At 69.5% G+C, this 25,270-nt stretch carries 21 protein-coding genes; 10 read left to right on the top strand and 11 right to left on the bottom strand.

The annotated features are described in order from the left end of the window. Positions 1-57: 57 nt before the first annotated feature. Together test1122_RS23250 and test1122_RS23245 are read right to left on the bottom strand one after the other, a co-directional pair. Complete coding sequence (locus test1122_RS23250; RefSeq protein WP_338423564.1) at positions 58-1,104, bottom strand: sulfotransferase; 1,047 nt, start codon at positions 1,102-1,104, stop codon at positions 58-60. A gap of 106 nt (positions 1,105-1,210) precedes the next feature. Continuing rightward, the gene (locus test1122_RS23245) at positions 1,211-1,789 is read right to left on the bottom strand and encodes a HEAT repeat domain-containing protein (protein ID WP_232271120.1); all 579 of its coding nucleotides are present in this window, start codon (positions 1,787-1,789) and stop codon (positions 1,211-1,213) included. Positions 1,790-2,141: 352 nt separating this feature from the next. On the opposite strand from test1122_RS23245, the gene test1122_RS23240 reads away from it, so the two are divergent. From test1122_RS23240 to pssA, 9 genes are all read left to right on the top strand, one after another. Beyond that, on the top strand, positions 2,142-3,926 hold the full coding sequence (locus tag test1122_RS23240) for a 3-hydroxyacyl-CoA dehydrogenase family protein (RefSeq protein WP_232271119.1): 1,785 nt from the start codon (positions 2,142-2,144) through the stop codon (positions 3,924-3,926). An 86-nt stretch (positions 3,927-4,012) separates the two neighbouring features. Then, a complete protein-coding gene (locus test1122_RS23235; protein ID WP_232271118.1) occupies positions 4,013-4,786 on the top strand; it encodes a TetR family transcriptional regulator in 774 nt (257 codons plus the stop codon). Positions 4,787-5,212: 426 nt separating this feature from the next. Continuing rightward, a complete protein-coding gene (gene ccrA / locus test1122_RS23230) occupies positions 5,213-6,586 on the top strand; it encodes a crotonyl-CoA carboxylase/reductase (RefSeq protein WP_232271117.1) in 1,374 nt (457 codons plus the stop codon). A 14-nt stretch (positions 6,587-6,600) separates the two neighbouring features. Next, positions 6,601-8,613, top strand: a complete 2,013-nt coding sequence (locus test1122_RS23225) for a protein meaA (protein ID WP_232271116.1) — start codon at positions 6,601-6,603, stop codon at positions 8,611-8,613. After that, positions 8,610-9,569 (top strand): HpcH/HpaI aldolase/citrate lyase family protein, encoded by a 960-nt coding sequence (locus test1122_RS23220; RefSeq protein WP_232271115.1) that lies wholly within the window; start codon positions 8,610-8,612, stop codon positions 9,567-9,569. The genes test1122_RS23225 and test1122_RS23220 overlap by 4 nt, the downstream gene beginning before the upstream one ends. A gap of 197 nt (positions 9,570-9,766) precedes the next feature. After that, on the top strand, positions 9,767-10,294 hold the full coding sequence (locus test1122_RS23215) for a MaoC family dehydratase (protein WP_232271114.1): 528 nt from the start codon (positions 9,767-9,769) through the stop codon (positions 10,292-10,294). A gap of 1 nt (position 10,295) precedes the next feature. Then, positions 10,296-11,501 carry an acyl-CoA dehydrogenase family protein gene (locus test1122_RS23210; RefSeq protein ID WP_232271113.1) on the top strand — a complete coding sequence of 402 codons (1,206 nt, stop codon included), beginning with the start codon at positions 10,296-10,298 and terminating at the stop codon, positions 11,499-11,501. Between the two features lie 168 nt (positions 11,502-11,669). Then, positions 11,670-12,317 (top strand): phosphatidylserine decarboxylase, encoded by a 648-nt coding sequence (locus test1122_RS23205; protein ID WP_232271112.1) that lies wholly within the window; start codon positions 11,670-11,672, stop codon positions 12,315-12,317. Continuing rightward, the gene (gene pssA / locus test1122_RS23200) at positions 12,304-13,155 is read left to right on the top strand and encodes a CDP-diacylglycerol--serine O-phosphatidyltransferase (RefSeq protein WP_232271111.1); all 852 of its coding nucleotides are present in this window, start codon (positions 12,304-12,306) and stop codon (positions 13,153-13,155) included. The genes test1122_RS23205 and pssA overlap by 14 nt, the downstream gene beginning before the upstream one ends. Positions 13,156-13,231: 76 nt before the next feature. Here pssA and test1122_RS23195 read toward each other — a convergent pair whose 3' ends face one another. Genes test1122_RS23195 through test1122_RS23175 form a run of 5 tightly spaced genes read right to left on the bottom strand, consistent with a single transcriptional unit; the run spans position 13,232 to position 18,107 of the window. Then, positions 13,232-14,494 carry an ABC transporter substrate-binding protein gene (locus tag test1122_RS23195; protein ID WP_422397046.1) on the bottom strand — a complete coding sequence of 421 codons (1,263 nt, stop codon included), beginning with the start codon at positions 14,492-14,494 and terminating at the stop codon, positions 13,232-13,234. After that, on the bottom strand, positions 14,491-15,615 hold the full coding sequence (locus test1122_RS23190; RefSeq protein WP_232271109.1) for a branched-chain amino acid ABC transporter permease: 1,125 nt from the start codon (positions 15,613-15,615) through the stop codon (positions 14,491-14,493). The genes test1122_RS23195 and test1122_RS23190 overlap by 4 nt, the downstream gene beginning before the upstream one ends. Beyond that, positions 15,608-16,498, bottom strand: a complete 891-nt coding sequence (locus tag test1122_RS23185; RefSeq protein WP_232271108.1) for a branched-chain amino acid ABC transporter permease — start codon at positions 16,496-16,498, stop codon at positions 15,608-15,610. Before test1122_RS23185 ends, test1122_RS23190 begins: the two co-directional genes overlap by 8 nt. Further along, positions 16,495-17,304 carry an ABC transporter ATP-binding protein gene (locus test1122_RS23180; RefSeq protein ID WP_232271107.1) on the bottom strand — a complete coding sequence of 270 codons (810 nt, stop codon included), beginning with the start codon at positions 17,302-17,304 and terminating at the stop codon, positions 16,495-16,497. The genes test1122_RS23185 and test1122_RS23180 overlap by 4 nt, the downstream gene beginning before the upstream one ends. Further along, the gene (locus tag test1122_RS23175; protein WP_232271106.1) at positions 17,301-18,107 is read right to left on the bottom strand and encodes an ABC transporter ATP-binding protein; all 807 of its coding nucleotides are present in this window, start codon (positions 18,105-18,107) and stop codon (positions 17,301-17,303) included. The genes test1122_RS23180 and test1122_RS23175 overlap by 4 nt, the downstream gene beginning before the upstream one ends. A 183-nt stretch (positions 18,108-18,290) precedes the next feature. Here test1122_RS23175 and test1122_RS23170 point away from each other — a divergent pair, with 183 nt between their 5' ends. Continuing rightward, positions 18,291-19,493 carry a PucR family transcriptional regulator gene (locus test1122_RS23170; RefSeq protein ID WP_232271105.1) on the top strand — a complete coding sequence of 401 codons (1,203 nt, stop codon included), beginning with the start codon at positions 18,291-18,293 and terminating at the stop codon, positions 19,491-19,493. A 279-nt stretch (positions 19,494-19,772) separates the two neighbouring features. Here the strand turns inward: test1122_RS23170 and test1122_RS23165 are convergent, their stop codons facing one another. From test1122_RS23165 to test1122_RS23150, 4 genes are all read right to left on the bottom strand, one after another. After that, positions 19,773-20,915 (bottom strand): glycerate kinase, encoded by a 1,143-nt coding sequence (locus test1122_RS23165; RefSeq protein ID WP_232271104.1) that lies wholly within the window; start codon positions 20,913-20,915, stop codon positions 19,773-19,775. Between the two features lie 181 nt (positions 20,916-21,096). Continuing rightward, positions 21,097-22,518: a phytoene desaturase family protein gene (locus tag test1122_RS23160; protein WP_232271103.1), complete on the bottom strand. Its 1,422-nt coding sequence runs from the start codon at positions 22,516-22,518 to the stop codon at positions 21,097-21,099. A gap of 72 nt (positions 22,519-22,590) precedes the next feature. Then, positions 22,591-23,409 (bottom strand): inositol monophosphatase family protein, encoded by an 819-nt coding sequence (locus tag test1122_RS23155; RefSeq protein WP_232271102.1) that lies wholly within the window; start codon positions 23,407-23,409, stop codon positions 22,591-22,593. Positions 23,410-23,454: 45 nt separating this feature from the next. Then, positions 23,455-25,239: a gamma-glutamyltransferase family protein gene (locus test1122_RS23150; protein WP_232271101.1), complete on the bottom strand. Its 1,785-nt coding sequence runs from the start codon at positions 25,237-25,239 to the stop codon at positions 23,455-23,457. Between the last annotated feature and the right edge of the window lie 31 nt (positions 25,240-25,270).

Here is a 25,270-nt window from a genome sequence, read left to right as displayed (position 1 = left end):
GCTTTCGACGCGATCCCGGAGAGCCTCACGCTGCCGGGCGCCTGAGGAACAGGCGGATCAGCGCGCTCCGCGCAAGGCCGCCATACCCGGGGCGCAGCTCTCGCGGAGCGCCGAGAGCTCTTCCGGCGGCAGCCGCAGGGCGGCGCCGCGCCGTCCGCTGTCGAGCATGGCCTGCCCGGTGTCCAGCCAGTCCCGCAGCGGCTCCACACCGGCGAACTCGGCCAGCCGCGCCAGCTCCCGCTCCGGTGCGGCCAGCAGGTCCTCGTACGCCAGGGTCGTACGCTGCCGGGCCGGGATCTTGTTCAGCATGGCCACCCCATCGGTGATGATGCGCGACCACAATGAGCCGAACCGGGTAACCGGCAGCGGCCGTTCCAGGACCAGGGCGGGATCGAACCGGTCGGCCAGCAGTCCGGCCAGCTCGGGGGGCAGAGACCGGATGTGTTCCTCGGTGAGGTCGGCCAGCGAGCTGACCCCGGCCGACTCCTCGATCTCCCGCAGTTGCGTAATCATCCGGTAGCCGGAGTGACGGCTCATGGACAGCGCGCAGTCCGGCCCGTTCCTGAACAGATGGACAAAGCGCGCCTCCGGGAACGTCTCGCGCAGCCGGGGCACCCAGCCCAGGGAGTAGCCCGAGCGCTCGATGACCGCCCGGCGGCCGAAGCGGGCGCAGAGCAGATCGAACAGCGCCGCGTAGTGCGCGGCGACCGGACGGCTGGGCCAGGCGGTGACCCGGGGAGCGAGCTCATCGAGCAGTGTGTCCGGGTCGTCGGTGAGATGCGGCAGGACCATCAGGCAGAGCGCGGGGATGCCGGTGGTCTCGGCCGAGAAGCGGCCAGGGGACCGGTTGTAGAGAAACTCCGGCAACGGGGCACCGCTGCGGATCATCCGGTCGAAGACCCGGTTCGGGTCGGCGAGCAGACTCCAGAACTCCACCCCGGACAGCGGCTTGTCGGGCAGCGGGTCACGGCGGGGGTCGGCGCCGACCGAAGCGAGGAGCTCATTGAGGCTGAGCACATCGGGGTGCAGGTTCACGATGCTCGACAGCGCGGTCGAGCCGCTGCGCCCGGTGCCGACGACAAAGGTCAGGGGCCGCACGCTCACTCCACCTCCGTTGCTCACCCGCCAGTTGCAGCCAGTTGTAGCCGCAGCGCCCAGTAGATGCCGCCGCCGCATTCGGGGCAAGAGCGCATATGAGTCACAGACCGTGTCACAGACAGCGCAGTGCTTTGTCGGCGACGGCGCGCAGCTGATCGAATTCCCTGGCCGCGGTCAGCACCGTCCGGGCCCGGGGGTCGCCGAGCTGCCCGAGCCCTTCCGCGCAGGCCCGTGCGATGGGCCAGTAGTGGTCAGGTCCGGCCAGCAGCCGCCGCAGCGTGGTGATGAGCACCGGTACGGACTCGGGAGCGCCGAGCTGGGCCAGCAGCCGGATGGGGTGCAGGGCATAGGCGGTGCGCAGCTCGTTGGTCGCCAGGGTCGCGGCGGCGCGGGCGGTACGCGGATCACCGAGCCGGGCCAGTGCGGCCGCGGCGGTGGCACCCCGCGCGGGATCGCGGTAGTTGAGCAGGAAGACCAGCGTCTCAAAGGCCCGCCGGTCGCCCGCACAGCCGAGTGCGTACGCGGCGATCTCCCGCATCCACAGCGGCCGTCCGGGCTCGGTGAGCACCAGTGCCAGCTCATCGTGCGCCGCGCGGTCGCCCCTCCGTACGAGGGCCAGCAGCCGCTCACACTCCGCCCGCTCCGCCTCACCCCGCACCCGCCGCGCCAGCGTCTGGAGCTGATCATCCATCCCTGCCCCGCCTTCCGAGTGACCCGCACCACACATCATGGCGTGTTCTGCCCTCTGGTGTTCTTGTTACTCGTGAGTTAGCGTGCTCATCAGAGCGGCACCCCCGCTCAGGCGGCCTGGTGACGCAGCCGCCGAGAGTGTCAGTCGGTTCAGCACGAGTACGCCACGTACGTTCCAGTACGTTCCAGTACGGTCCGGCCCCCGGGACAGGGTCGGCCCGGCAACTCCACACAGCCACGCGTATGTCCGCGTAGCCGCGGTCCATGCCTGCGCTTTCGGTGCGCGCCCTTCCGTGTGGCGCACCAGCACCCTCATCTGCTCAGTCAGTCGTCACCCCTCCTGGAGTCCCGTGATGGACCGTCCCTCCCTGACCACAGTTGCCATCGTCGGCCTCGGCACGATGGGCACCGGTATCGCCGAAGTCCTGGCCCGCGCAGGGCGCGAGGTGATCGGCATCGACACCAGCGGCGAGGCGGCCCGGCAGGCCGTCCTCAGCCTGGAGGCCGCCACCGCCCGCGCCGTCGAGCGTGAGCGGATCACCGAGCAGGAACGGCAGGACATCCTGGCCCGCTTCCGCACCTACCCGGACCTCCAGGCCGCCGCCGACGCCGAGCTGGTGATTGAGGTCGTGCCCGAGAGTTACGAGCTCAAGCATCAGGTCTTCCACGCGCTGGACGACATCGTCAAGCCGACCGCGATCCTCGCCACCGGCACCAACGCGCTCTCGGTCACCCGGCTCGCCGCCGACTCCGCGCACCCCGAACGCGTCGTGGGCCTGCACTTCTTCAACCCGGCTCCGGCGATGAAGCTCGTCGAGGTGGTCTCCTGCGTGCTGACCTCGCCGGACGCGGTTGACGCGGTGACCCAGCTCGCCGAGGAACTGGACAAGGAGCCGATCGCGGTCGGCGACCGGCCGGGCTTTGTCGCCGACGGGCTGCTCTTCGGCTACCTGAACCAGGCCGCCGCGATGTACGAGGCCAAGTACGCCACCCGGGAGGACATCGACGCCGCGATGAAGCTGGGCTGCGGGCTGCCGATGGGGCCGCTCGCCCTGCTCGATCTGATCGGCATCGACACCGCCCGTACCGTCCTGGACGCCATGTACGCCGAGTCCCGGGACCGGCTGCACGCTCCCGCCCCGATCCTGGGTCAGCTCACCCAGGCGGGGCTCACCGGACGTAAGGCGGGCCGTGGCTTCTACTCCTATGAGTCGCTGGGGAGCCCGACCGTCGTCCCGGACGCCGAGACCCCGGCCGAGGGCGCGCAGAGCGGTGCTCCCCGCTCGGTGAACGCGGTGGGGGTGGCGGGCTCGGGCACCATGGCCAGCGGTATCGCCGAGGTCTTCGCCAAGGCGGGCTACGCGGTGGTGCTCACCGCCCGCAGCGAGGAGAAGGCCGAAACGGCCAAGGCCCGGATCGCCAAGTCCCTGGACCGCTCGGTGAAGAAGGGGCGGCTGAGCCAGGAGGACCGCGACGCGACGCTCGCCCGGATCACCCCGGCGGGCTCGCTGGACGCGCTGGCCGAGGTGGATCTGGCGGTGGAGGCGGTCGCCGAGGACCTGACGGTCAAGCAGCAGCTCTTCGCCACCCTGGACAAGGTGTGCAAGCCCGGCGCGGTGCTGGCGACGACCACCTCTTCGCTACCGGTCGTCGCCTGCGCCAGAGCCACCTCGCGGCCGCAGGACGTCATCGGGATGCACTTCTTCAACCCGGCGCCCGCGATGAAGCTGGTCGAGGTGGTGCGTACGGTCCTCACCGGCGACGATGTGCACGCCACCGTGCGCGAGGTGTGCGGCAAGATCCGCAAGCACCCGGTGGACTGCGGCGACCGTGCGGGCTTCATCGTGAACGCGCTGCTGTTCCCCTACCTCAACAACGCGATCAAGATGGTCGAGGAGCACTACGCCACCCTCGACGACATCGACACGGCCATGAAGCTCGGCGGCGGCTACCCCATGGGCCCCTTCGAGCTGCTGGACGTCGTCGGGCTCGATGTGTCACTGGCCATCGAGCAGGTCCTGCACAAGGAGTTCCGCGACCCGGGCCTGGCCCCGGCGCCACTGCTGGAGCATCTGGTCGCGGCGGGCTGCCTGGGCCGTAAGTCGGGGCGCGGCTTCCGTGAGTACGCCCGTCGGTGAGCGAGGCCCCCGGGTGGGGCGGGCTGCTGGAGCCACCTCTGGGCAGCCCGCCTCCCGAGCGCATATCCCCGTGTAACGTTCAACACATGTCGCAGCCCACAAAGACCGCCCGTACGCCCGCATCGTCCCAGCGCCTGAAGATGCGGCGTGACTTGGCGGCGGCCGCGATGGAGCTCTTCGCCACCAAGGGTTACGAGGCGACCACGGTCGACGAGATCGCCGCCACGGCGGGTGTGGCCCGCCGTACCTTCTTCCGCCACTTCCGCTCCAAGGAAGAGGCGATCTTCCCGGACCACGATGACACTCTGGAGCGCGCCCGGGCCGTGCTGGATGCCGCGCCCGCGCATGAGCATCCACTCGACACCGTGTGCCGAGGCATCAAGGAAGTCATGAAGATGTACGCGGCCTCACCGGCCGGGAGCGTGGAGCGTTACAAGCTGACCCGGGAGGTGCCCGCGCTGCGCGAGCGGGAGATCGCCTCGGTGGCCCGCTATGAGCGGCTGTTCACCCGTTATCTGCTGGGCCACTTCGATGAGGCCGCGCACCACGACGGTGACGACGACCCGCTGCTCGCCGAGGTCGCCGCGTCGGCGGTGGTCACCGCGCACAACCATGTGCTGCGGCGCTGGCTGCGCGGCGGCGGGGTGGGCGATGTGGAGGCGCAGCTGGATCACGCGTTCGGGATTGTGCGGCAGACCTTCGGCACCGGGTTCGGCGCCAGCCGGGGGGAGACCACTGGGCGGGGCGGGCCCGCCGCGCGGGCCTCGGCGCAGGGCAAGGTGCTGGTGACGGTGGCCCGCACGGATGCTCCGCTGGATGAGGTCATGCAGACCATCGAACGCGCCCTGCGCCAGAGCTAGCGCGCTGCCCCATGGGGCGACCCCGCTCCGGGGGTCCCCGGTCCCAGGGTGCGGCCGTGTTGTGCCCACCCTCCGCCCCTGGCAGAGACTGCCCACAACACCGTGGGGGTCTGGGGGCGCAAACCCCCAGTTTCGGGAAGGGGCGGGACCGGGGACACCCCACCCGTTGCCCATGCGGGCGGTGGGGATGACAATTGAGGGAAATTCTTGGCACCCAGTGTCTTGTGCACTGGCACTGGGTGTCATAGCGTAAGCCCCAGTCCGGGCACTGTCCCCACGGCTCGACCGTGCGTCCGGATGCCTGCGTCACAGGCACCTCCCGCGCTCACCAGCGCTGCCAACAGCAACACCTCGCCGAACCGACGGCACTGCCTCATCCCGACGTCCCTCAAGCGTCCCCGTAACACGCTTCGCCGGAGGCATACCGTGAACAGCATCCTTGACGCGATTCTCGCGCCAGACAGCACCTCAGAAGACTTCGCCCAGCTCCAGCTCCCGGAGTCCTACCGCGCGGTGACCGTGCACAAGGACGACGCCGAGATGTTCCAGGGGCTGGCCACCTGGGAGAAGGACCCCCGTAAGTCCCTTCACCTGGACGACGTCCCGGTGCCCGAACTGGGCCCGGGCGAGGCCCTGGTCGCCGTGATGGCCAGCTCCGTGAACTACAACTCGGTGTGGACCTCGATCTTTGAGCCACTGTCGACCTTCGGCTTCCTGGAGCGCTACGGACGCACGTCGCCGCTGGCCAAGCGGCACGATCTGCCGTACCACATCATCGGCTCCGACCTGTCGGGGGTCGTGCTGCGCACCGGCCCGGGCGTCAACGCCTGGCGGCCGGGCGACGAGGTCGTGGCGCACTGCCTCTCCGTGGAGCTGGAGTCCGCCGACGGGCACAACGACACCATGCTCGACCCCGAGCAGCGCATCTGGGGCTTTGAGACCAACTTCGGCGGCCTCGCCGAGATCGCGCTGGTCAAGTCCAACCAGCTGATGCCCAAGCCCGGACACCTCACCTGGGAGGAGGCAGCCGCCCCCGGTCTGGTCAACTCCACCGCCTACCGGCAGCTGGTCTCCCGTAACGGCGCGGGCATGAAGCAGGGCGACAATGTCCTCATCTGGGGCGCCAGCGGCGGTCTCGGCAGCTACGCCACCCAGTTCGCGCTGGCCGGCGGCGCCAACCCGATCTGTGTCGTCTCCAGCGAGGACAAGGCGGAGATCTGCCGGAAGATGGGCGCCGAGGCGATCATCGACCGCAAGGCCGAGGGCTACAAGTTCTGGAAGGACGAGCACAACCAGGACCCCCGGGAGTGGAAGCGCTTCGGCAAGCGCATCCGCGAGCTCACCGGGGGCGAGGACGTCGACATCGTCTTTGAGCACCCCGGCCGGGAGACCTTCGGCGCCTCGGTGTACGTCACCCGCAAGGGCGGCACCATCGTCACCTGTGCCTCGACCTCCGGCTACAACCACGAGTACGACAACCGCTATCTGTGGATGTCGCTCAAGCGCATCGTGGGCTCGCACTTCGCCAACTACCGGGAGGCGTGGGAGGCCAACCGTCTGATCGCCAAGGGCAAGATCCACCCCACCGTGTCCAAGACGTACAGCCTGGAGGAGACCGGTCAGGCCACGTACGACGTGCACCGCAACCTCCACCAGGGCAAGGTCGCCGTGCTCGCGCTCGCCCCGCAGGAGGGCATGGGCGTGCGCGACGAGGAGATGCGCGCCAAGCACATCGACGCCATCAACCTGTTCCGCGACGCGCCAGCGGAGCAGACGAGCAAGCCCAGCCGGAACGTCTGAGAAGAGCGGGCTCAATGACCAAGCGTCAGAAGGATCGTCCGTGGCTGATGCGGACCTACGCCGGGCACTCCACCGCCGAGGCGTCCAATGAGCTGTACCGGCGCAATCTCGCCAAGGGCCAGACCGGCTTGTCGGTCGCGTTCGACCTCCCGACGCAGACCGGCTATGACCCCGACCATGTCCTCGCCCGTGGCGAGGTCGGCCGGGTCGGGGTCCCCGTCTCCCATCTCGGCGATATGCGGCGGCTGTTCCAGGACATTCCGCTGGAGCAGATGAACACCTCGATGACCATCAACGCCACCGCCATGTGGCTGCTGGCGCTCTATCAGGTGGTCGCCGAGGAGCAGGGCGCGGACCCCGCCAGGCTCCAGGGGACGACGCAGAACGACATCGTGAAGGAGTACCTGTCGCGCGGGACGCATGTCTTCCCGCCCGTTCCGTCGCTGCGGCTGACGACGGACATGATCACCTACACGGTGAACCACATCCCCAAGTGGAACCCGATCAATATCTGCAGCTACCACCTGCAGGAGGCCGGAGCCACCCCCGTCCAGGAGATCGCCTACGCGATGTCCACCGCGATCGCCGTGCTGGACGCGGTCCGGGATTCGGGGCAGGTGCCGCAGGAGCGGATGGGCGATGTGGTGGCCCGTATCTCCTTCTTTGTGAACGCGGGCGTCCGCTTCGTCGAGGAGATGTGCAAGATGCGGGCGTTCACCCGTATCTGGGACAAGGTCACCCGCGAGCGCTACGGCATCGAGAACCCCAAGCAGCGCCGCTTCCGCTATGGCGTCCAGGTCAACTCCCTCGGCCTGACCGAGGCGCAGCCGGAGAACAACGTCCAGCGCATCGTGCTGGAGATGCTGGCCGTCACTCTCTCCAAGGACGCCCGCGCCCGCGCCGTGCAGCTGCCCGCGTGGAACGAGGCGCTGGGCCTTCCCCGGCCCTGGGACCAGCAGTGGTCGCTGCGTATCCAGCAGGTACTCGCCCATGAGAGCGATCTGCTGGAGTACGAGGACATCTTCGCGGGCTCCCATGTCATCGAGGAAAAGGTGGATTCGCTGGTCACCGAGTGCCTGGCCGAGATCGACCGGATCCAGGAGATGGGCGGGGCTATGGCGGCCGTGGAGTCCGGCTACCTGAAGTCCCAGCTCGTCTCCTCGCACGCCGAGCGACGGGCCCGGATCGAATCCGGCGAGGAGAAGATCGTCGGGGTCAACTGCTACGAGTCCACCGAGCCCAACCCGCTCACCGCCGACCTCGACACGGCCATCATGACCGTCGACCCGGCCAATGAGGCGCGGGTGGTGGAGGCCCTGCACACCTGGCGTGATCAGCGTGATGAGCCGCGCGCCCAAGAGGCGCTGGCCGCGCTGAAGAAGGCGGCGGCCGGGGACACCAATCTGATGGCCGCCACCGTGGAGTGCGCGCGTGCCGGGGTCACCACCGGGGAGTGGGCCTGGGCGCTGCGCGATGTCTTCGGGGAGTTCCGGGCACCAACGGGAGTGGGCGGCGCACCGGTCGCGGTCTCCGCTGAGCAGGGTTCCGTACTGGCCGAGGTCCGCCGCAAGGTCGAGGCCACGGCAGCCGAGCTGGGCTCCGGCAAGCTGCGGCTACTGGTCGGCAAGCCGGGCCTGGACGGGCACAGCAATGGCGCCGAGCAGATCGCCGTACGGGCCCGGGACGCCGGGTTCGAGGTGGTCTACCAGGGCATCCGGCTCACCCCGGAGCAGATCGTCTCGGCGGCCGTCGCCGAGGATGTGCACTGCGTCGGACTGTCCATCCTCTCCGGCTCGCACGCCGAGCTGGTGCCGGACGTACTGGCCCGGCTCCGCCGTACGGGCGTGGACGACATGCCCGTGATCGTCGGCGGCATCATCCCCGCCGCGGATGCCGAGGCGCTGCGCGCCGCCGGAGTCGCGGCGGTCTTCACCCCGAAGGACTTCGGCATTACGGAGATCATCGGCCGTATCGTCGATGAGATCCGCACAGCGAACCAGCTCGACCCTCTGGAGGTCCCCGCATGACCGTCAACCGGCTCCGTCCGCGCCGTTCCTGCCTGGCTGTACCCGGCAGTAACCCGCGCTTTCTGGAGAAGGCCCAGGGCCTGCCCGCGGACCAGGTCTTCCTGGACCTGGAAGATGCCTGCGCCCCGCTCGCCAAGCCGGACGCCCGGCACACCATTGTGAAGGCGCTGAACGAGGGTGACTGGACCGGCAAGACCCGGGTCGTGCGGGTCAACGACTGGACGACGCACTGGACGTACCGCGATGTGATCACGGTTGTGGAGGGCGCGGGCCCCAACCTCGACTGCATCATGCTGCCGAAGGTGCAGGACGCGCAGCAGGTCGTCGCGCTCGATCTGCTGCTCACCCAGATCGAGAAGACGATGGGCTTCGAGGTCGGACGGATCGGTATCGAGGCGCAGATCGAGAACGCCAAGGGCCTGGTGAACGTCGACGAGATCGCGGCCGCCTCGCCGCGGCTGGAGACCATCATCTTCGGCCCGGCCGACTTTATGGCCTCGATCAATATGAAGTCCCTGGTCGTCGGCGAGCAGCCGCCGGGCTACCCGGCCGACGCGTACCACTACATCCTGATGCGGATTCTGATGGCCGCCCGTACGCACGACCTCCAGGCGATCGACGGCCCGTATCTGCAGATCCGCAATGTGGAGGGCTACCGCGAGGTGGCGCAGCGCGCCGCGGCCCTTGGCTTCGACGGCAAGTGGGTGCTGCACCCGGGGCAGGTGGAGGCATCCAATGAGATCTTCTCCCCCTCGCAGGAGGACTACGACCACGCCGAGCTGATTCTCGACGCGTATGAGTACTTCACCTCCGAGGAGGGCGGCAAGAAGGGTTCAGCGATGATCGGTGACGAGATGATCGACGAGGCCAGCCGCAAGATGGCGCTCGTCATCGCCGGGAAGGGCCGCGCGGCAGGCCTGCACCGCACCTCCAAGTTCGAACCCCCGCAGGCGTAACCCAGACCCCAGGGTGTTGTGGGCAGTCGTTCCGCAGGGCGGAACGGGTGGGCACAACACCGCCCACCGGCCCGCACCGGCAAACCCCGGGGCCCCGGGGCGAAGCCCCGGTTTCCGGGAAGGGGCGGGATACGGGGAACCCCGCCCGGCGCCCCGCACCGACCGCTCACCACCACACCCCACCGGAGACCCACACCATGCAGTTCGGCCGCACATACGAGGAGTTCGAGGTCGGCGCCGTCTACAAGCACTGGCCGGGAAAGACCGTCACCGAGTACGACGACCATCTCTTCTGTCTGCTCACCATGAACCACCACCCGCTCCATATGGACGTCAACTACGCCGAGAAGACGACGGACTTCGGCAAGAACGTGGTGGTCGGTAACTACATCTACTCGCTGCTGCTGGGCATGTCCGTGCCGGATGTGTCCGGCAAGGCGATCGCCAACCTGGAGATCGAGTCGCTCAAGCATGTGGCGCCGACCTTCCACGGCGACACCATCTACGGCGAGACGACCGTGCTGGACAAGACCCCGTCCAAGTCCAAGTCGGACCGGGGGATCGTCTATGTCGAGACCAAGGGTTACAAGCAGGACGGCACCCTCGTCTGTGTCTTCCGCCGCAAGGTGATGGTGCCTACAGCCACCTACATCAAGGAACGCGGCGGAGAGCAGCCGGGCCGCCCCGAGCTTCAGGCACGCCAGCGGCAGAACGGAGAGAAGTGAGATGGGACGTCTCGCGCAGACCGATGGACTGACGGATATTCAGCAGGAGATCATCTCCACAGTCCGCGGATTCGTCGACAAAGAGATCCTGCCGGTCGCCACCGAGCTTGAGCACAAGGACGAGTATCCGGCCGAGATCGTCGAAGGACTCAAGGAACTCGGCATCTTCGGGCTGATGATCCCGGAGGAGTACGGCGGTCTCGGTGAGTCGCTGCTCACTTACGCGCTGTGCGTCGAGGAGATCGCCCGCGGCTGGATGAGCGTGTCGGGAATCATCAATACGCACTTCATCGTCGCCTACATGCTCAAGCAGCACGGCACCCAGGAGCAGAAGGACTACTTTCTGCCGAAGATGGCGGCCGGTGACATCCGCGGCGCCTTCTCCATGTCGGAGCCGGGGCTTGGCTCGGACGTCTCCGCCATCACCTCCAAGGGCACCCGGGACGGCGATGACTTTCTCCTGAACGGCCAGAAGATGTGGCTGACCAACGGTGGTTCGTCCACGCTGGTCGCGGTGCTCTGCCGCACCGACGAGGGCCACCCGGAGGGGACGGCCCCGCATAAGTCGATGACCACCTTCCTGGTGGAGAAGGAGCCGGGATTCGGCGAGGTCAGGCCAGGTCTGACCATCCCCGGCAAGATCGACAAGATGGGCTACAAGGGTGTCGACACCACTGAGTTGATCATGGATGGGCTGCGCATCCCGGCCAATCGGGTACTCGGCGGCGGCACGGGGCGCGGCTTCTACCAGATGATGGACGGCGTCGAGGTCGGCCGGGTCAATGTGGCCGCCCGTGGCTGCGGAGTCGCCCAGCGTGCTTTTGAGTTGGGTGTTTCCTACGCGCAGCAGCGGCACACCTTCGGCAAGCCGATCGCCCAGCACCAGGCCATCCAGTTCAAGCTGGCTGAAATGGCCACCAAGGTGGAGGCAGCACACGCGATGATGGTCGGCGCCGCCCGAAAGAAGGACTCCGGTCAACGCAATGACCTCGAAGCGGGCATGGCCAAATATCTGGCCTCGGAGTACTGCAAGGAGGTCGTGGAGGACGCCTTCCGTATCCATGGCGGTTACGGATTCTCCAAGGAGTACGAGATCGAGCGGCTCTACCGGGAGGCTCCGATGCTGCTGATCGGTGAAGGAACTGCTGAGATCCAGAAAATGATCATTGGTCGCAGGCTCCTTGAGGAGTACCGCTTCCAGGGCTGAATGTCCTTTTTCGGGGTGTTTTCTTCGAGAAGAGGATCACACCCCGAACTGGGTCTCTGGGCCCTGGCTCCGGTTCTGGCTTGCCCAGTTGCCGCCAGAAACCGATACCATTCGGTAAAGCCGTGGCCCCCCGTATCTGCGCGGCACCCTCCGCTACGAAGGTCATCCATGCCCCACAGCCCCTCTTCTGCACCAGGCGGTCGCGTGCGTCTCGCGCGCGGAGCGTCGCCGTGGCTCCTGCCGACGGTGGCCACCGCCGCCATCAGCCTCGCCCGCGCGCGGCGCTCCGGCAAGGCGGCCGCTGTCGCTGTGCCCGCCACCGCGCTCGCCGCTGGCATGCTGTGGTTCTTCCGCGACCCCGAGCGGGAGATCGCCCAGGGCAGGGTGATCTCCCCGGCCGACGGTGTGGTGCAGAGCATCATGCCGTGGAAGGACGGACGGACCCGCGTCGCGATCTTCATGAGCCCGCTGAACGTCCATGTGAACCGCGCCCCGCTCGCGGGCACGGTGAGCTCCGTCGAGCACATCCCCGGTGGATTCGTTCCGGCGTTCAACAAGGAGAGCGAGAACAACGAGCGCGTTGTCTGGCACTTCGACACCGAGCTGGGCGACATCGAGATGGTGCAGATCGCCGGAGCCGTGGCGCGGCGCATCGTTCCCTATGTGCCGCAGGGCGCCAAGGTGGAGCAGGGGGAACGGATCGGGTTGATCCGCTTCGGTTCACGCGTCGACATCTACCTCCCGGAGGGTGTCGAGACCGCCCTTGAGGTGGGTCAGGCCACCACCGCGGGGGTGACACGTCTTGACCGTGATTGATCCTGATACTCCACCGGCCGCCTGGACACTCGACGCCGAGGCGGACGACGAGGAAATGCCGCTGTCGACGCGGCTCTCTATAGCAGACACCCTCACGCTCGGTAACGCCACCTGCGGCTTTATGGCCGTGTACTTCACCACGACCGGTGTCCTCATCCCGCATCTGACGGGCAGCGAGGACGGCGGCATGGCACGGCACAGCGCGGCCACCGCGGTGATGCTGATGCTGCTCGCCTCGATCTTCGACCTCTTCGACGGGATCGTGGCGCGCAAGCTGCGCAGCTCGGCGATGGGCGCGGAGCTGGACAACCTCTCCGACCTGATCAGCTTTGGGCTGGCGCCTGCGTACTTTGTGCTGGTCTGGGGCATGGTCGCCAATGACGCGCACCAGCATGTCTCGGCGCTCGCCGCCATCGTGGTGCTGCTGGCGGTGGTGCTGCGGCTTGCGAGATTCTCCTGCGTGACCCTGCGGGACGGGATCTTCCAGGGCATGCCGAGCCCCTTCGGGGCGCTCACGCTCGTATCGATCGTGCTGCTGGAGCTGCCGTTCATCCCCACGCTGCTGGCGATCATCGGGGTGGCCTGGCTGATGGTGAGCCGGGTCGAGTACCCGAAGCCGCGGGGGCTGCTCGCGGTGGCGATGCTGAGCTGGATCGTGCTGGCGATGGGCATGCTGGCCGCCTGGGCCCTCGACGCACCTGGCGGTGAGCTGCTGCTCCAGACCGGCTGCGCGCTCCAGGTGGTGCTGGGTGCGGTGATCCCGCTCTTCGCCACCGCACGGCGCGTCAATACGTTCCGCGACAACCGGCGGGAGGCCCGCGCCGCCGCGCAGGGCTGAGCCGTCACCACTTCCGCGCGCGTCGCCGGGCACATGTGCCCGGCGATGCGCGCGGCGTCGTTCGCGGGTGCGGGGGTCAGTCGCCGAAGGTGAAGCCCTCGGCCACGTCCGACGCCGCGGCCTCCTTGTGGACCTTCAGGCCGCCCGGAACCTTGTCGTCGGGCTTGAGGATGAGGCTTTTGCGGGTCGACGGGGTGGCCGGGTCCGAGAAGTCATGGGCGATGCCAAAGCCGTCGTCAAAGTTCTTGACCTTGGACAGTGCCCTGGCGACTCCCTCCCGGGTGAGGTCCTTGTCCTCGCATGCCTTCTTCAGGATCGTGCCGAAGGCACCGGCCGCAGTCCAGCCCGCGACCACGCCGTTGTCCAGGGAGTCCTTCGGGTACGCGGCCTTGTACTCCTTGGCGAGTTTCGCGGGCGCCGGGTCCTCCGCACCGATCGGCAGCGTGGAAGCGGCGATATAGAAGTCGTTCATCAGCGCCGGAGCCGCCTGGGTCTTCAGCAGCTGCGGGGCGAACGCGGAGTTGTTGCCGACCACGGGCACATTGAGCCCGCCGCCCGCCGCGACACCCGCCAGAGAGGCCGCCTGGCGCGGCCCGGCGCTGATCAGTATCGCCTTGACTCCGGCCCGCTTCAACGCCGCGACCTGGGCCGACATATCCTCATCAGTCGGCTTGATCTTCTGCCCGACGATGGTCAGCCCGGCCTTCTTCGCGGCGTACTTGGATCCCTCCAGGGCGTTCTCCCCGTAGTCGCCCTCGAAGTAGACATGGCCGATCTTGTCGCCGTTCTTGATCCCCTTCTCCTCGACCAGGAAGTTCACGGCGTTGATCGTCTCAATGTCGTAGGTCGCTCCAATCGTGCGGATGTACTCGCTGCCCAGCAGCGAGGCCGCCCAGGCCTGCGGCACCACCAGCGCCTTGTCCTTGCCGATACGCCCCTTGGTCGCACTCACATACGGGGATCCGATGAACTGGACAAAGCCCAGCACCTCGGGCTGCAGCTCGGTGTACGCGGGGATCGCCTTCCCCGCGTCATAGCCGTGATCGCGCACGGTCAGCTTCAGCTTGCGGCCGCAGATCCCGCCGTCCGCGTTGATCTTCTTGACGTAGAGCTGCTGCGCCTGGGTGACGCTCTTGCCCAGCGAGGCGTAGGGGCCGGTCATATCCGTGAGCACCCCCAGCGGGATGACCTTGTCGGTGACACCGTTGCCGGTCTTCACACCGTCGGCGTCCGTACCGCCCTTGTCCTCGTTGACGGCCTTGCTGCTGCACCCTGCGGAGAGGGCCGCCAGAACCGTGAACGCGGCGATGGCCGTGCGTGGCACACGGGTTTTCCTCATGGTTGTACCTCTTTCTCAGGGGCCTCTTTCTTAAGGGCCTTTTCCTTGAGGGCCTTCTTGAGTGAGACGCGCTTGCCGGGGATGCGACGGGCGGCAAGCTGGACCAGGCCGCCCGGCAGGAACAGCACCACCGCGACCACGGTGGCGCCGTACAGATAGCGGGCCATCTCGCCCGGGGAGACGCCGCCCGTACCGGGTGCGGAGACCAGCGGCAGAGCGTCGCCGTAACGGCTGAGAACCTGCGGCAGGAGTGAGACGAGGGCGGCGCCGAGGACCGCTCCCGCCACTGACCCCAGGCCACCGATGACGATCATGGCCAGATATTCGAGGGAGAGAATGAACCCGAAGTACTCCGGCACCGTGCGCTGGAAGGCCAGCGCGAGCAGCACCCCGGCCAGGCCCGCGTACATCGAGGAGAGGACAAAGGCGCCGGCACGGTAGCGGGCCACCGGGACCCCCATCACCCCGGCGGCGATCCGGTGATCGCGGATGGCGTTCATCGCCCGGCCCGGACGTCCGCGCAGGACGCCGCGGGCGAACAGCGCGGACAGGGTGAGCAGGACCAGACCGGCGTACCAGAGCTTCTCGGCGGACTGGAAGGGCACCGCGGCGACGATCACCTCGGTGTCGTCGAAGGCGAAGCCGAACAGCGACAGCGGTGGCACATCGCGGCCGTTGTAACCACCGGTCAGATCATGGGCGTTGAACAGTACATGCTGACCGACGAAGATCAGCGCCAGCGTGGCGATGCCGAGATACGCACCGCGCAGCCGCCCGGCGATCGGGCTGAACAGCCCGCCCGCGGCCCCCGCTATGAGCACCGCCAGCAGCATCGCCAGCCAGGGCGGCAGGCCGAAACCGATCAGCTCCCCCTTGCCGCCGCCGTCCCCGGCGAGGACGCAGTAGCCATAGGCGCCGACGGCGAGGAAGAAGGCATGGCCCAAGGAGAGCTGGCCAGTCGATCCGGTCAGCATATTGAGGCCGATCGCCCCGATGGCGGCGGCCATCGCGAAGAGCCCGGCCTGCAGCCAGAAACGGTCCAGATAGAACGGCAGGGCGAGGAGCAGAACACCGAGCGCACCGCGTACGGCCCAGGTGTATCCAGTGGGACGCTCAGACACGGGTCAGCTCCCTCGTTCCGAAGAGCCCAGCCGGTCGCACCAGCAAGACCATGATCATCACCAGATACGGCGCCAGCTCTCCGATGCCGCGGCCCAGGAACGACAGCTCGCCCTGATAGCCGGTGGCCAGCGCCTCGGTCACGCCGACGATCAGTCCGCCCACCAGCGCTCCGGTGGTGGAATCGAGACCGCCGAGGATGGCCGCCGGAAACGCCTTGAACGCGGCCAGCGAGGTGCCGCGCTCCAGGCCGGGAGTGGGAAAGACGGAGAGGAACAGCGCGGCGACAGCGGCCAGTCCCCCGGCCACCGCCCAGGCGGACATCGATACCCGGCCGAGCCGCACGCCCATCAGCGCCGCGGTCTCAGGGTGCTCGGCCGCCGCGCGCATCGCCACACCCCAGTAGGTGTAGCGGAAGGCGAGCAGAAAGGCGGTGATGAGCAGGGCCGCGACGACCAGCGCGGCGACCCGGGTCTGCGGGATGGTGATGGTCCCGATCGTCAGCAGCCGGTCGCCCCAGGGGTCGTTCAGGCCGTAGACCCGGGAGCCGATCCGCCGGGTCAGCTCCGTGATGAGGAGGATATCGACGCCAATGGTGGCAATGGCCAGCACGCTGTGGTCCCGCCCCCGGTAGCGGCGGATCACCAGAAACTCGACCAGGGCACCAAGGGTGGCGGCGCTCGCGATCCCCGCGACCAGCGCGGCCCAGAAGCCGATGTCCTCCTGGAGCACGGCAGCGACATAGCCGCCGGCCAGCAGCAGTGAGGCGTGGGCGAAGTTCACCACCTCGGTCGCCTTGAAGATCACCACAAAACCGAGGGCGATCAGCGCATAGACCGAGCCGAGCGAGAGCCCGTTCAGCAGCAGTTCGGTGAAGGTCGTCACTGGGTTGCCTCCTCGCCCAGGTAGGCACGCACGACCGCGGGTTCGCTCTGTACCTGTGCGGGCGCGCCATCCGCGATGCGGCGCCCGAAGTCGAGTACGGTCACCGCGTCCGCGAGCCGCATCACCACCCCCATGTCGTGTTCGACCAGGACGATGGAGATGCCGAGGCTTTCGCGTACTCCCGCGATGACGGCCGCGGTGCGGCGCCGTTCATCGGCGGTCATACCGGCCACCGGCTCATCCAGCAGCAGCAGCCGGGGCTCCATGGCCAGCGCACGGCCGAGCTCGACCAGCTTCTGCGAGCCGTAAGGCAGCGCACCGGTCGGCTGGTCCAGCTGGCCTTCCAGGCCGACGAACGCGGCGATCTCCCGGATCCGTTCGCGGTGCCGGGCAGACTCCCTGGTGGCGAAGGGCAGTCGCAGTCCCGCAGCGAGGAAGCCCGCCCGGGTCAGCCGGTGACGGCCCAGCATCAGGGCATCGGCGACGGTGAGATGTGCGGGGAGTGCGATGTTCTGGAACGTACGGGCGACACCGAGCTCCGCGATCTGGTGGGGAGCCAGGGCGGTCAGCTCGTCATCGCCGAAGCGGACGCTGCCGGATGCCGCCCGGTAGACCCCGGAGAGCACATTGAAGCAGGTCGACTTGCCGGCGCCGTTCGGGCCGATGACGGCGTGCACGCTGCCGGGCTCGACGGTGAAGGAGACGGCGTCCAGGGCGGTCAGCCCAGCGAAGCGCACGGTCACCTCCCGGACTGCGAGCGCCGGTATGTCCGGGGCTGTGGCCGGGACTCTGGCCGGGGCGTTCACTGCGACCACCTGCCCAGTGCCGGAACCGCCTGCTCGGCACGGGAAGCGTCAGCGGCGGCGTCCTCGTCGACCACGCCCAGATACCGACGGCGTACCTCATCCGAGGCGGCGAGCTCTCCGGCCGGTCCTTCGAGAGTGATCTCGCCGACTTCGAGCACATACGCCGAGGAGGCGAGCGTCAGGGCGAGGGCCGCGTTCTGTTCCACCAGCAGGACCGAGGTGCCCTGGGCGTTGATGTCCCGCACCGTATCGGCGATCCGGGCGGCCATCATCGGCGCCAGGCCCAGGGAGGGTTCATCCAGCAACAGCAGCCGGGGGCGGGCCATCAGGGCCCGGCCCATGGCGAGCATCTGCTGCTCGCCGCCGGAGAGCAGCCCGGCCCGCTGCTGGGCCCGCTCGGCCAGCACCGGAAAGAGGTCATGCACCCGCTCCAGCGCCGCCGCGGCGGCCTTACGACCGCCCCGGGAGCCCAGTGCGCCCGCCCTGAGGTTGTCGGCCACGGTCATCCGGGCGAACACCTGGCGGCCCTCCGGCACCTGCACCACGCCGGTCGCCACTACCTGGGCCGGGGAGAGCCCGTCCAACCGCTGTCCGGCGAAGCTGACCGAGCCCGAGCCGATCGCCCCGCCGTGAAAGGGCAGCGTGCGGGAGACCGCCCGCAGCAGTGTTGACTTGCCCGCGCCATTGCCACCGAGCACGGTGACCACCGCCCCTTCGGGCACCTCCACGGAGACCGCGTTCAGTGCCCGCACCGGGCCGTAGCCGACGGACACCCCCCGCAGCTCCAGAGCCGCAGCCGTCATCGGCTCCTCCTTCCAACCGGATAAGGCGCTCACCACAGCACCGGTGTGGGTGCGGCGTCCACGCGCCATGGCGGAATCGCTACCGGTGACCAGCGGCGGAGCCGCCGAGCTGTGCACGGGCACAGCTCTGTCCAGGCGCCCGTGGAGGTGGCATCCTGGCCGCCCGTGCCGCCGGGAGGTGACGTGACCGTCCGCAAGCCCCGCACCGAGCAAGAGCGCACTTTGGTGACCTGTGCTGCCCGGAAGCTGCTGGAGCAGGTGCCGCAGCTCACCGAGCAGCTGGTCACCGACCTCAATGACTACTCACCGCTGTACAGCCGGGCGCTGTCGTCCGATGAGCAGTGGCATTCGGTCTGTACGGCGATGCGCCTGGGCATCGAGGTGATGGCGGCCCCCACCACCACCGAGCGCCGTGACCTGGAGCTGGCGGAGCGCACCGGCCGCCGCCGGGCCGAGCAGGGCCTGCCGCTCGATCTGCTGGTGCACGCCTACCGGCATGCGGGGTATATCACCTGGGACGCGCTGCTGGAGACGGCGGACGAGCAGGGTCCGGAGGCGCTGTCGGCCGTGATGCACGCGGCCACGGCGATGTGGGCGACCGTCGACCGGCAGGCGGCCACGGCCGCGGACGCCTACCGGGCCACGGAGCAGGAGATGCTGCGGCGCACCGATGAACGGGTACAGGCGCTGCTGGACGCGCTCCTGGAGGGACAGAACGCGCCGGGCCTGGTACAGCGCGCCTCGGCCGCGCTCGACCTGCCGGAGCAGGGCCGGTACGCGGTGGTGGCGCTGCGCGCCGAGCGGCGTCCGGGGCAGGCCCCCTTCCACCGCATCTCCGCCGCCGAGGGGATGGGCTTCACCTGGCGGATGCGCACCGACTACGAGGTGGCGGTGGTGGCCCTGGGCGAGTCCGGGCTCGCCGCGCTGGCGGCGGTGCTCAGCGCCCGCTGCCCGGGGCCGGGCGGCATCTCCCCGGTGGTGGAGAGCCTGGGCGAGCTCGGCCGGGCCCGTCGGCTGGCCGAGGTCGCGCTGCGGACCTGTGCGCCTGAGGCCGACCGTTGCGTACGGCTGGACGAGAGGCTGCCGACCGCGCTGGTGGTCAGCCAGCCGGAGCTGGCCGGGCTGCTGATCTCGGATGTCTTCGGCCCGCTGCTTGAGCTGGAGGCCGCCGACCGTGCGGTGCTGCTGGAGACGCTGGACGCCTGGCTGGAGTGCCGGGCCTCCGCGGGGCGGGCGGCGACCCGGCTCTACTGCCACCGCAATACGGTCTTCAACCGCTTGCGGCGCCTGGAGCAGCTGACCTCGCGGTCGCTGTCCCACCCTCGCGACCTCACGGAAATGACCCTCGCCCTGGACGCCTTCCGCCTCACGGACGCCGCGGCGTAGCGGTGGGGCTCCCCCAATTCCCGCCCCTTCCCGAAACTGGGGGCACTCGCAGCCCCGCGAGGGGCTGTGGATGGGCACAACCCGGCCACCGGCCCGCACCGGCCAACCCCCGGGGCCCCGGGGCGAAGCCCCGGTTTCCGGGAAGGGGCGGGATACGGGGAAACCCGCCCCCGGCACCCCGCAGCCGGATAAAGCCCCGCCACGCGGCGGAGCCGCACATCGGCACAGCCGGGAAGGGGCGGGAACCGGGGAAACCCCCAACGCGGCCGCCCTGCGGAGCTACGAGCTGAGCCAGTGGCCGGCCAGGCGCTCGGCGGTCCGTTCCAGCAGAGGACCCGCGTTGGCCATGCACTTCTCGGGATCGGGCTCGATGTCGGTCAGCGGATAGACCGCCTCGATCCCCGCCGCAGCGATCGACTGCTCGTCGATCGCCAGACGGCCGCAGACCGCCACCACCCGCTTGCCCGCCTTACGGGCCGCCGCCGCCACCCCCGCCGGAGCTTTGCCATGGAGGGTCTGGAGGTCCATGGAGCCCTCGCCCGTGATGACGAGGTCAGCACGGTCAAGCGCCGGGGCGAAGCCCAGCACATCGAGGAGCACCTCGATGCCGGGACGGAACGTCGCGTTCAGACCGACCAGCGCCCCATAGCCGATACCGCCCGCCGCGCCCGCGCCCGGCGCCAGTGCGCACTCCGCGGCCCGCGTCCCGACGGCCTGCTCCAGCACACGCGCGTACCGGCTGAGGCCCGCGTCCAGCGCGGCGACATCATCCTCGGTGGCACCCTTCTGCGGACCATAGACCGCCGGAGCACCCTTCGGACCGGTCAACGGGTTGTCCACATCGCTGGCGAGGATGATCTCGACGTCCGCGAGCCGGGGATCCAGGCCGGACAGATCCGCGCTTGCCAGATTCCGCAGCGATCCGCCGCCGGGCGCGACCAGCTGGCCGTCCGTGTCGTGGAAGCGGGCACCCAGCGCGGCGAGCATGCCCGCGCCGCCATCCGTGGTCGCCGAGCCGCCGACACCGAAGACAATCGTCCGGGCTCCCGCCTCCACGGCGGCCAGCAGCAGCTCACCGCTGCCGTAGGTGGTCGCCGTGAGCGGTGCGAAGACACCCTCAGGCAGCAGCTGGAGGCCGGAGGCCTCAGCCATCTCGACCACGGCGGTGGTGCCGCGCAGCGCGTACGCGGCGGTCACGGAATCCCCGAGTGGCCCGGTCACCACGGCCTCACGCCGTTCAAAGCCGCTTGCGACCGCCGCCGCGACGGTGCCGTCGCCGCCGTCCGCGACGGGCAGTGCCTCGATCTCCACACCCGGCCGGGCGCGGTGGAGTCCAGCCGTCACATGCTCGGCGACCTGGACGGCCGTGAGCGATCCCTTGAACTTATCCGCGGCGATCAGCACGCGCCCTGTTTGCGTCATGTGGGTCGTCCCTTGCTTTCGAACAGGTAGTCGCGCCTCTGTGAGCCTATCCGGCGGATGGGTCCGGCGACCACGCCGCACGGTCTGGCATGGCGGATACGCACGTCACGCCACTCGAATGAATCCGGTTATACGGCCCCATAGCCGCCCGAGTCAGCCGAAACCGGCTCCCTGGGCCCCGTCACCTGGCTTGGCGCAGACGGCGCCAGACCGCCTTTGCCGCGTTGTGGCCGGACATGCCGTGCACCCCGGGGCCGGGCCAGCTGGCTGAGGAGCACAGGAAGACGGCCGGGTGCGAGGTGGCGTAAGGGACCAGGGCGAGCTTGGGGCGGAGCAGCGTCTGGAGGCCGGAGAAGGCCCCGCAGGCGATATCGCCGCCGACATAGTTGGCGTTGCGGGCGGCCAGCTCGGCGGGGGCCGCGGTGGCACGGGCGAGCACAAGGTCACGGAAGCCGGGGGCGAAGCGCTCGATCTGCCGCTCGATGGCGTCGGTGAGGTCGCCGTCCCAGCCCCGCGGCACATGGCCATACGCCCAGTAGGTGTGCTTTCCCTCGGGGGCACGGTCCGGGTCGACCAGGGTGGGCTGAGCCGTGATCAGAAAGGGGGTCTCGGGGGCCCGGCCCTGGACGGCGGCGGCACGCAGTGCGGCCCTGATCTCACCGCTGGTCGGCCCGATATGGACGGTCCCGGCCCGGCGGGCCTCCTTGGCGGACCAGGGCACCGGCCCGTCCAGCGCGTAGTCAATCTTGAAGACGGCGGAGCCGTACCGGAAGTTACGGTAGGCCCGCCCCAGTCCGGCGATCCGGGCCAGCGCGGTCGGTGACGTATCGAAGATATACGCGCGGGCGGGCGGGAGTTCATCCAGCCGTCTGACCTCGACGCCGGTATGGATGACACCGCCGAGGTCGCGCAGATACCCCGCCAGCGCGTCGGAGATGGCCTGCGAGCCGCCGCGCGCCACCGGCCAGCCGTGTTCATGCGCCGCGAGCGCGAAGACCATGGCGATGGCAGCGGTGGCGTTGGTGGTGGGCGGTGAGATGACATGCGCGGCCAGCCCGTCCAGCAGCGCCCGGGCCTTGTCATCGCGGAAGCGGCGGTTCAGCCAGGCGACGGGCTGAATGCCGTTCAGGCCGAAGCGGGCCAGGGTGACCGGATCCCTGGGCGGCCCGTCCCAGGGCACCTTGAGGAAGTCCGCGGCGAGCGTTTCCCATTTGCCCAGATAGGGCGCCATCAGCCGGCGGTAGGCGCCCGCGTCGCGCGGTCCCAGCGACATCGCGGTCTCGCCCACCGAGCGGGCCAGCGTGACCGCCGTACCGTCCGGGAAGGGGTGGGCCAGCGGCAGCTCGTGGTGCAGCCACTGGAGGCCGTAGCGGTGCAGCGGCATGGCGTTGAAGGCGGGCGAGCCCGCGCCCAGCGGATGCACCGCTGAGCAGGGGTCGTGCCGGAAGCCGGGAAGCGTCAGCTCCTCCGTGCGGGCACCGCCGCCGACCGTGTCGAGCGCCTCGAAGAGCTCCACGGCGAAGCCACGGCGCGCCAGTTCGACGGCGGCCGTCAGCCCATTCGGCCCGGCTCCCACCACGACCGCGTCACGCATCCAGGGCACGTTGGCTCCCCTCGCCCTTGAGGATCAGCTGGCAGCGCCTGCCAGCAACCGCTGCCTCATCGCGCGGCCGACTCAGTGACCGCCCGCAAGCAGGCCCAGGATACGCCGCAAAGTGGCCTCATCCCGGGCAGCGGAGAAGGGCAGGGCGTTGCCGCCCGCGATACTGAACGGCTTCCCCGCCACCGTCCCCTGCGCGCCGCCCGCCTCGGTGACCAGCAGCAGCCCGGCGGCATGGTCCCAGGCCTTCTCCCAGGAGAAGGCCGTCGCGTCCACGGCGCCCGTGGCGACGGCCAGATACTCCAGCCCGGCCGAGCCGCACGGACGTGGAGCGACGCCCTCGGTACGCAGGCCAAGCAGCGCCCGCTTCTGGTCCTCATCGGTGAAGTCCGGGTGTGAGCAGGCCACTTCAAGCGTCTTGCCCGGCTCCGGGGAACCGGAGTGGATCGGCACACCGTTCAGCTCCGCTCCCCCACCGAGCCGGGCGGTGGCCAGCAGCTCGCGCGCCGGGGCGAAGGTCCAGGAGGCCAGCAGCTCGCCGTGGCGGGCGAGCGTGACCAGAGTGCAGAAGCCGTCCTCACCCCGTACGAACTGCCGGGTGCCGTCGACCGGGTCCACGATCCACACCGGCGCGTCGCCGAGCAGCGCCTCGTAGGAGCCGGGATCGTCGTGCACCGTCTCCTCACCGACCACCACCGAGCCGGGCAGCAACGCGGAGAGCGAGACGGTCAGCTGCTCCTCGGCCCGCTGGTCAGCCACGGTCACCAGATCGTGCGGTCCGGCCTTCTCCACGACCTCGTGCTTGGCGAGCTGCCGCCAGCGCGGCATGATCTCCCCAGCCACGGCCTTACGGATCGCTTCCTCGACTCCTGCGACAAGCTCATCATCGATCATTCGTCCATGGAAGCACGCCGGGGCGACGGAACCTCTCAGCGGCCGTCAGCGCCCCACCGCGTAGCCCTGCATCCCGCGTGGATTGGCCCCCGCGCTGAGCATCCCGCTCTCCGGGTCACGGGCCACCGCGCACAGCCGCCCCTCCGACCAGGGCGCGCCGACGGTCACCGCGTGCCCGCGCCGCCGCAGCTCGTCGATGGTGTCCTGGCCGATCCGCGATTCGACGGTGACGCTGCCGGGTCGCGTCCCGCGTGGGTGGAAGGAGCTCGGGAAGCTGTCGTTGTGCCAGTTCGGGGCGTCGATCGCGCCCTGTAGATCGAGCCCGCCGCGCACCGGTGCGCGCAGCGCGGCCGCGAGGAAGAAGTGGGTCTGCCACTGGTCCTGGCTGTCGCCGCCGGGCGTGCCGAAGGCCAGTACGGGCTCCCCGTTCCGGAGCGCCAGAGAGGGGCTGAGGGTGGTGCGGGGGCGGCGGCCCGGGGTGAGGGAGTTCGGCAGTCCGGGCTCCAGCCAGGCCATCTGGAGCCGGGAGCCGAGCGGGAAGCCGAGCTCCGGGATGACGGGGTTGGACTGCAGCCAGCCGCCGCTCGGTGTGGCGCTGACCATATTGCCCCAACGGTCCACGACATCGAGGTGGCAGGTGTCGCCGCGCGTTCCGCCGTCCCCGGCGACGGTTGGCTCGCCGGTGCCCGGGGCGGGAGTGGCGTCGACAGGGCTGCTCGCGTGCTCACTGAGCCTCGGGGTGCGGCCGTCGGGGCTGCCGGGGCGTAGCTCATACGAGGCGCTCTCCCCGATGAGCGTCCGGCGCCCGGTGTTGTACGCGGCGGAGAGCAGGGTGCCGACGGGCACCGACTCGGCGCCCCGCGCATCGCCGTACCAGACCTCGCGGTCGGCCATGGCGAGCTTGCTGCCTTCGATGAGGGTGTGTGCGTAGTCCGGTGTGCCGTACTCCAGATCCGCCGGGAGCAGGGCGAGTTGCTGGAGCAGGCTCGGCCCCTGTGACCAGGGGCCCGCCTTGCAGACGGTCCAGCCCTGCCAGTCGTAGGTGCGGGGCTCCTCGTAGGTCGCCGACCACCGGGCGAGGTCGTCGCCGCTGAGGGTGCCGCTGTGGCGTCCGCCGGAGGTGTCCAGGGTGGGGCGGGCGGCGGCGCGTATGAGCGCTTCGGCGATAAAGCCCTCCCGCCATATACTTCGGGCCGCCTCTATCCGGGTCTCGCGGCCGGGTCCGGCGGTCTTGGCCTCGGCGAGGAGCCGCCGCCAGGTCCCGGCCAGTGCCGGGTTGGTGAAGAGGCGGCCGGGGACAGGAGGCTGACCGGACGGCAGGTAGAGCTCGGCGGAGCTGGTCCACTCGGTTTTGAACAGCTCCCGTACGGTCTGGACGGTCTCCGTCAGCCGCTCCACCGGCGAGTGGCCGTTCTCGGCGTAGCCGATGGCGTAACCCAGCAACTGTTCGAGGGGCTTGGTGCCGTAGTCGCGCAGCAGCACCAGCCACGCGTCGAAGGCGCCCGGCACGGCGGCGGCCAGTGGGCCGGTGCCCGGCACCAGCTTCAGCCCGAGCCCGGTGTAGTGCCCGATGCTCGCCCCGGCCGGTGCGGTGCCCTGCCCGCACAGCACCCGCACCGGCTTGCCGACGGGTGCCAGGATGACCGGCACTTCGCCCGCCGGTCCGTTGAGATGCGGCTCGACGACGTGCAGCACGAAGGCCGCCGCGACGGCCGCGTCGTAGGCGTTGCCGTCGTCCTCCAGCACGGCCATGGCCGTGCTGGAGGCGAGCCAGTGTGTTGAGGAGGCCATACCGAAGGTGCCGTGGAGGGTTGGGCGCGTGGTGAACATCTGTCCTTCCGGTACCGGGGTGGCTCACGCG

The organism is Streptomyces gobiensis (genome assembly GCF_021216675.1).
GTDB lineage: Bacteria > Actinomycetota > Actinomycetes > Streptomycetales > Streptomycetaceae > Streptomyces > Streptomyces gobiensis.
Note: the sequence above shows the minus strand (reverse complement) of the source record. Positions and strands in the feature narration are given on the sequence as shown.

What these genes read in the sequence shown, in the direction of transcription:
- test1122_RS23205 (WP_232271112.1), top strand. Translation starts at nt 11,670, where the DNA reads ATGCCCCACAGCCCCTCTTCTGCACCAGGCGGTCGCGTGCGTCTCGCG.
- test1122_RS23225 (WP_232271116.1), top strand. Translation starts at nt 6,601, where the DNA reads ATGACCAAGCGTCAGAAGGATCGTCCGTGGCTGATGCGGACCTACGCC.
- test1122_RS23245 (WP_232271120.1), bottom strand. Translation starts at nt 1,789, where the DNA reads ATGGATGATCAGCTCCAGACGCTGGCGCGGCGGGTGCGGGGTGAGGCG.
- test1122_RS23240 (WP_232271119.1), top strand. Translation starts at nt 2,142, where the DNA reads ATGGACCGTCCCTCCCTGACCACAGTTGCCATCGTCGGCCTCGGCACG.
- test1122_RS23215 (WP_232271114.1), top strand. Translation starts at nt 9,767, where the DNA reads ATGCAGTTCGGCCGCACATACGAGGAGTTCGAGGTCGGCGCCGTCTAC.
- test1122_RS23210 (WP_232271113.1), top strand. Translation starts at nt 10,296, where the DNA reads ATGGGACGTCTCGCGCAGACCGATGGACTGACGGATATTCAGCAGGAG.
- test1122_RS23155 (WP_232271102.1), bottom strand. Translation starts at nt 23,409, where the DNA reads ATGATCGATGATGAGCTTGTCGCAGGAGTCGAGGAAGCGATCCGTAAG.
- test1122_RS23235 (WP_232271118.1), top strand. Translation starts at nt 4,013, where the DNA reads ATGTCGCAGCCCACAAAGACCGCCCGTACGCCCGCATCGTCCCAGCGC.
- test1122_RS23150 (WP_232271101.1), bottom strand. Translation starts at nt 25,239, where the DNA reads ATGTTCACCACGCGCCCAACCCTCCACGGCACCTTCGGTATGGCCTCC.
- test1122_RS23195 (WP_422397046.1), bottom strand. Translation starts at nt 14,494, where the DNA reads ATGAGGAAAACCCGTGTGCCACGCACGGCCATCGCCGCGTTCACGGTT.
- test1122_RS23175 (WP_232271106.1), bottom strand. Translation starts at nt 18,107, where the DNA reads ATGACGGCTGCGGCTCTGGAGCTGCGGGGGGTGTCCGTCGGCTACGGC.
- test1122_RS23220 (WP_232271115.1), top strand. Translation starts at nt 8,610, where the DNA reads ATGACCGTCAACCGGCTCCGTCCGCGCCGTTCCTGCCTGGCTGTACCC.
- test1122_RS23165 (WP_232271104.1), bottom strand. Translation starts at nt 20,915, where the DNA reads ATGACGCAAACAGGGCGCGTGCTGATCGCCGCGGATAAGTTCAAGGGA.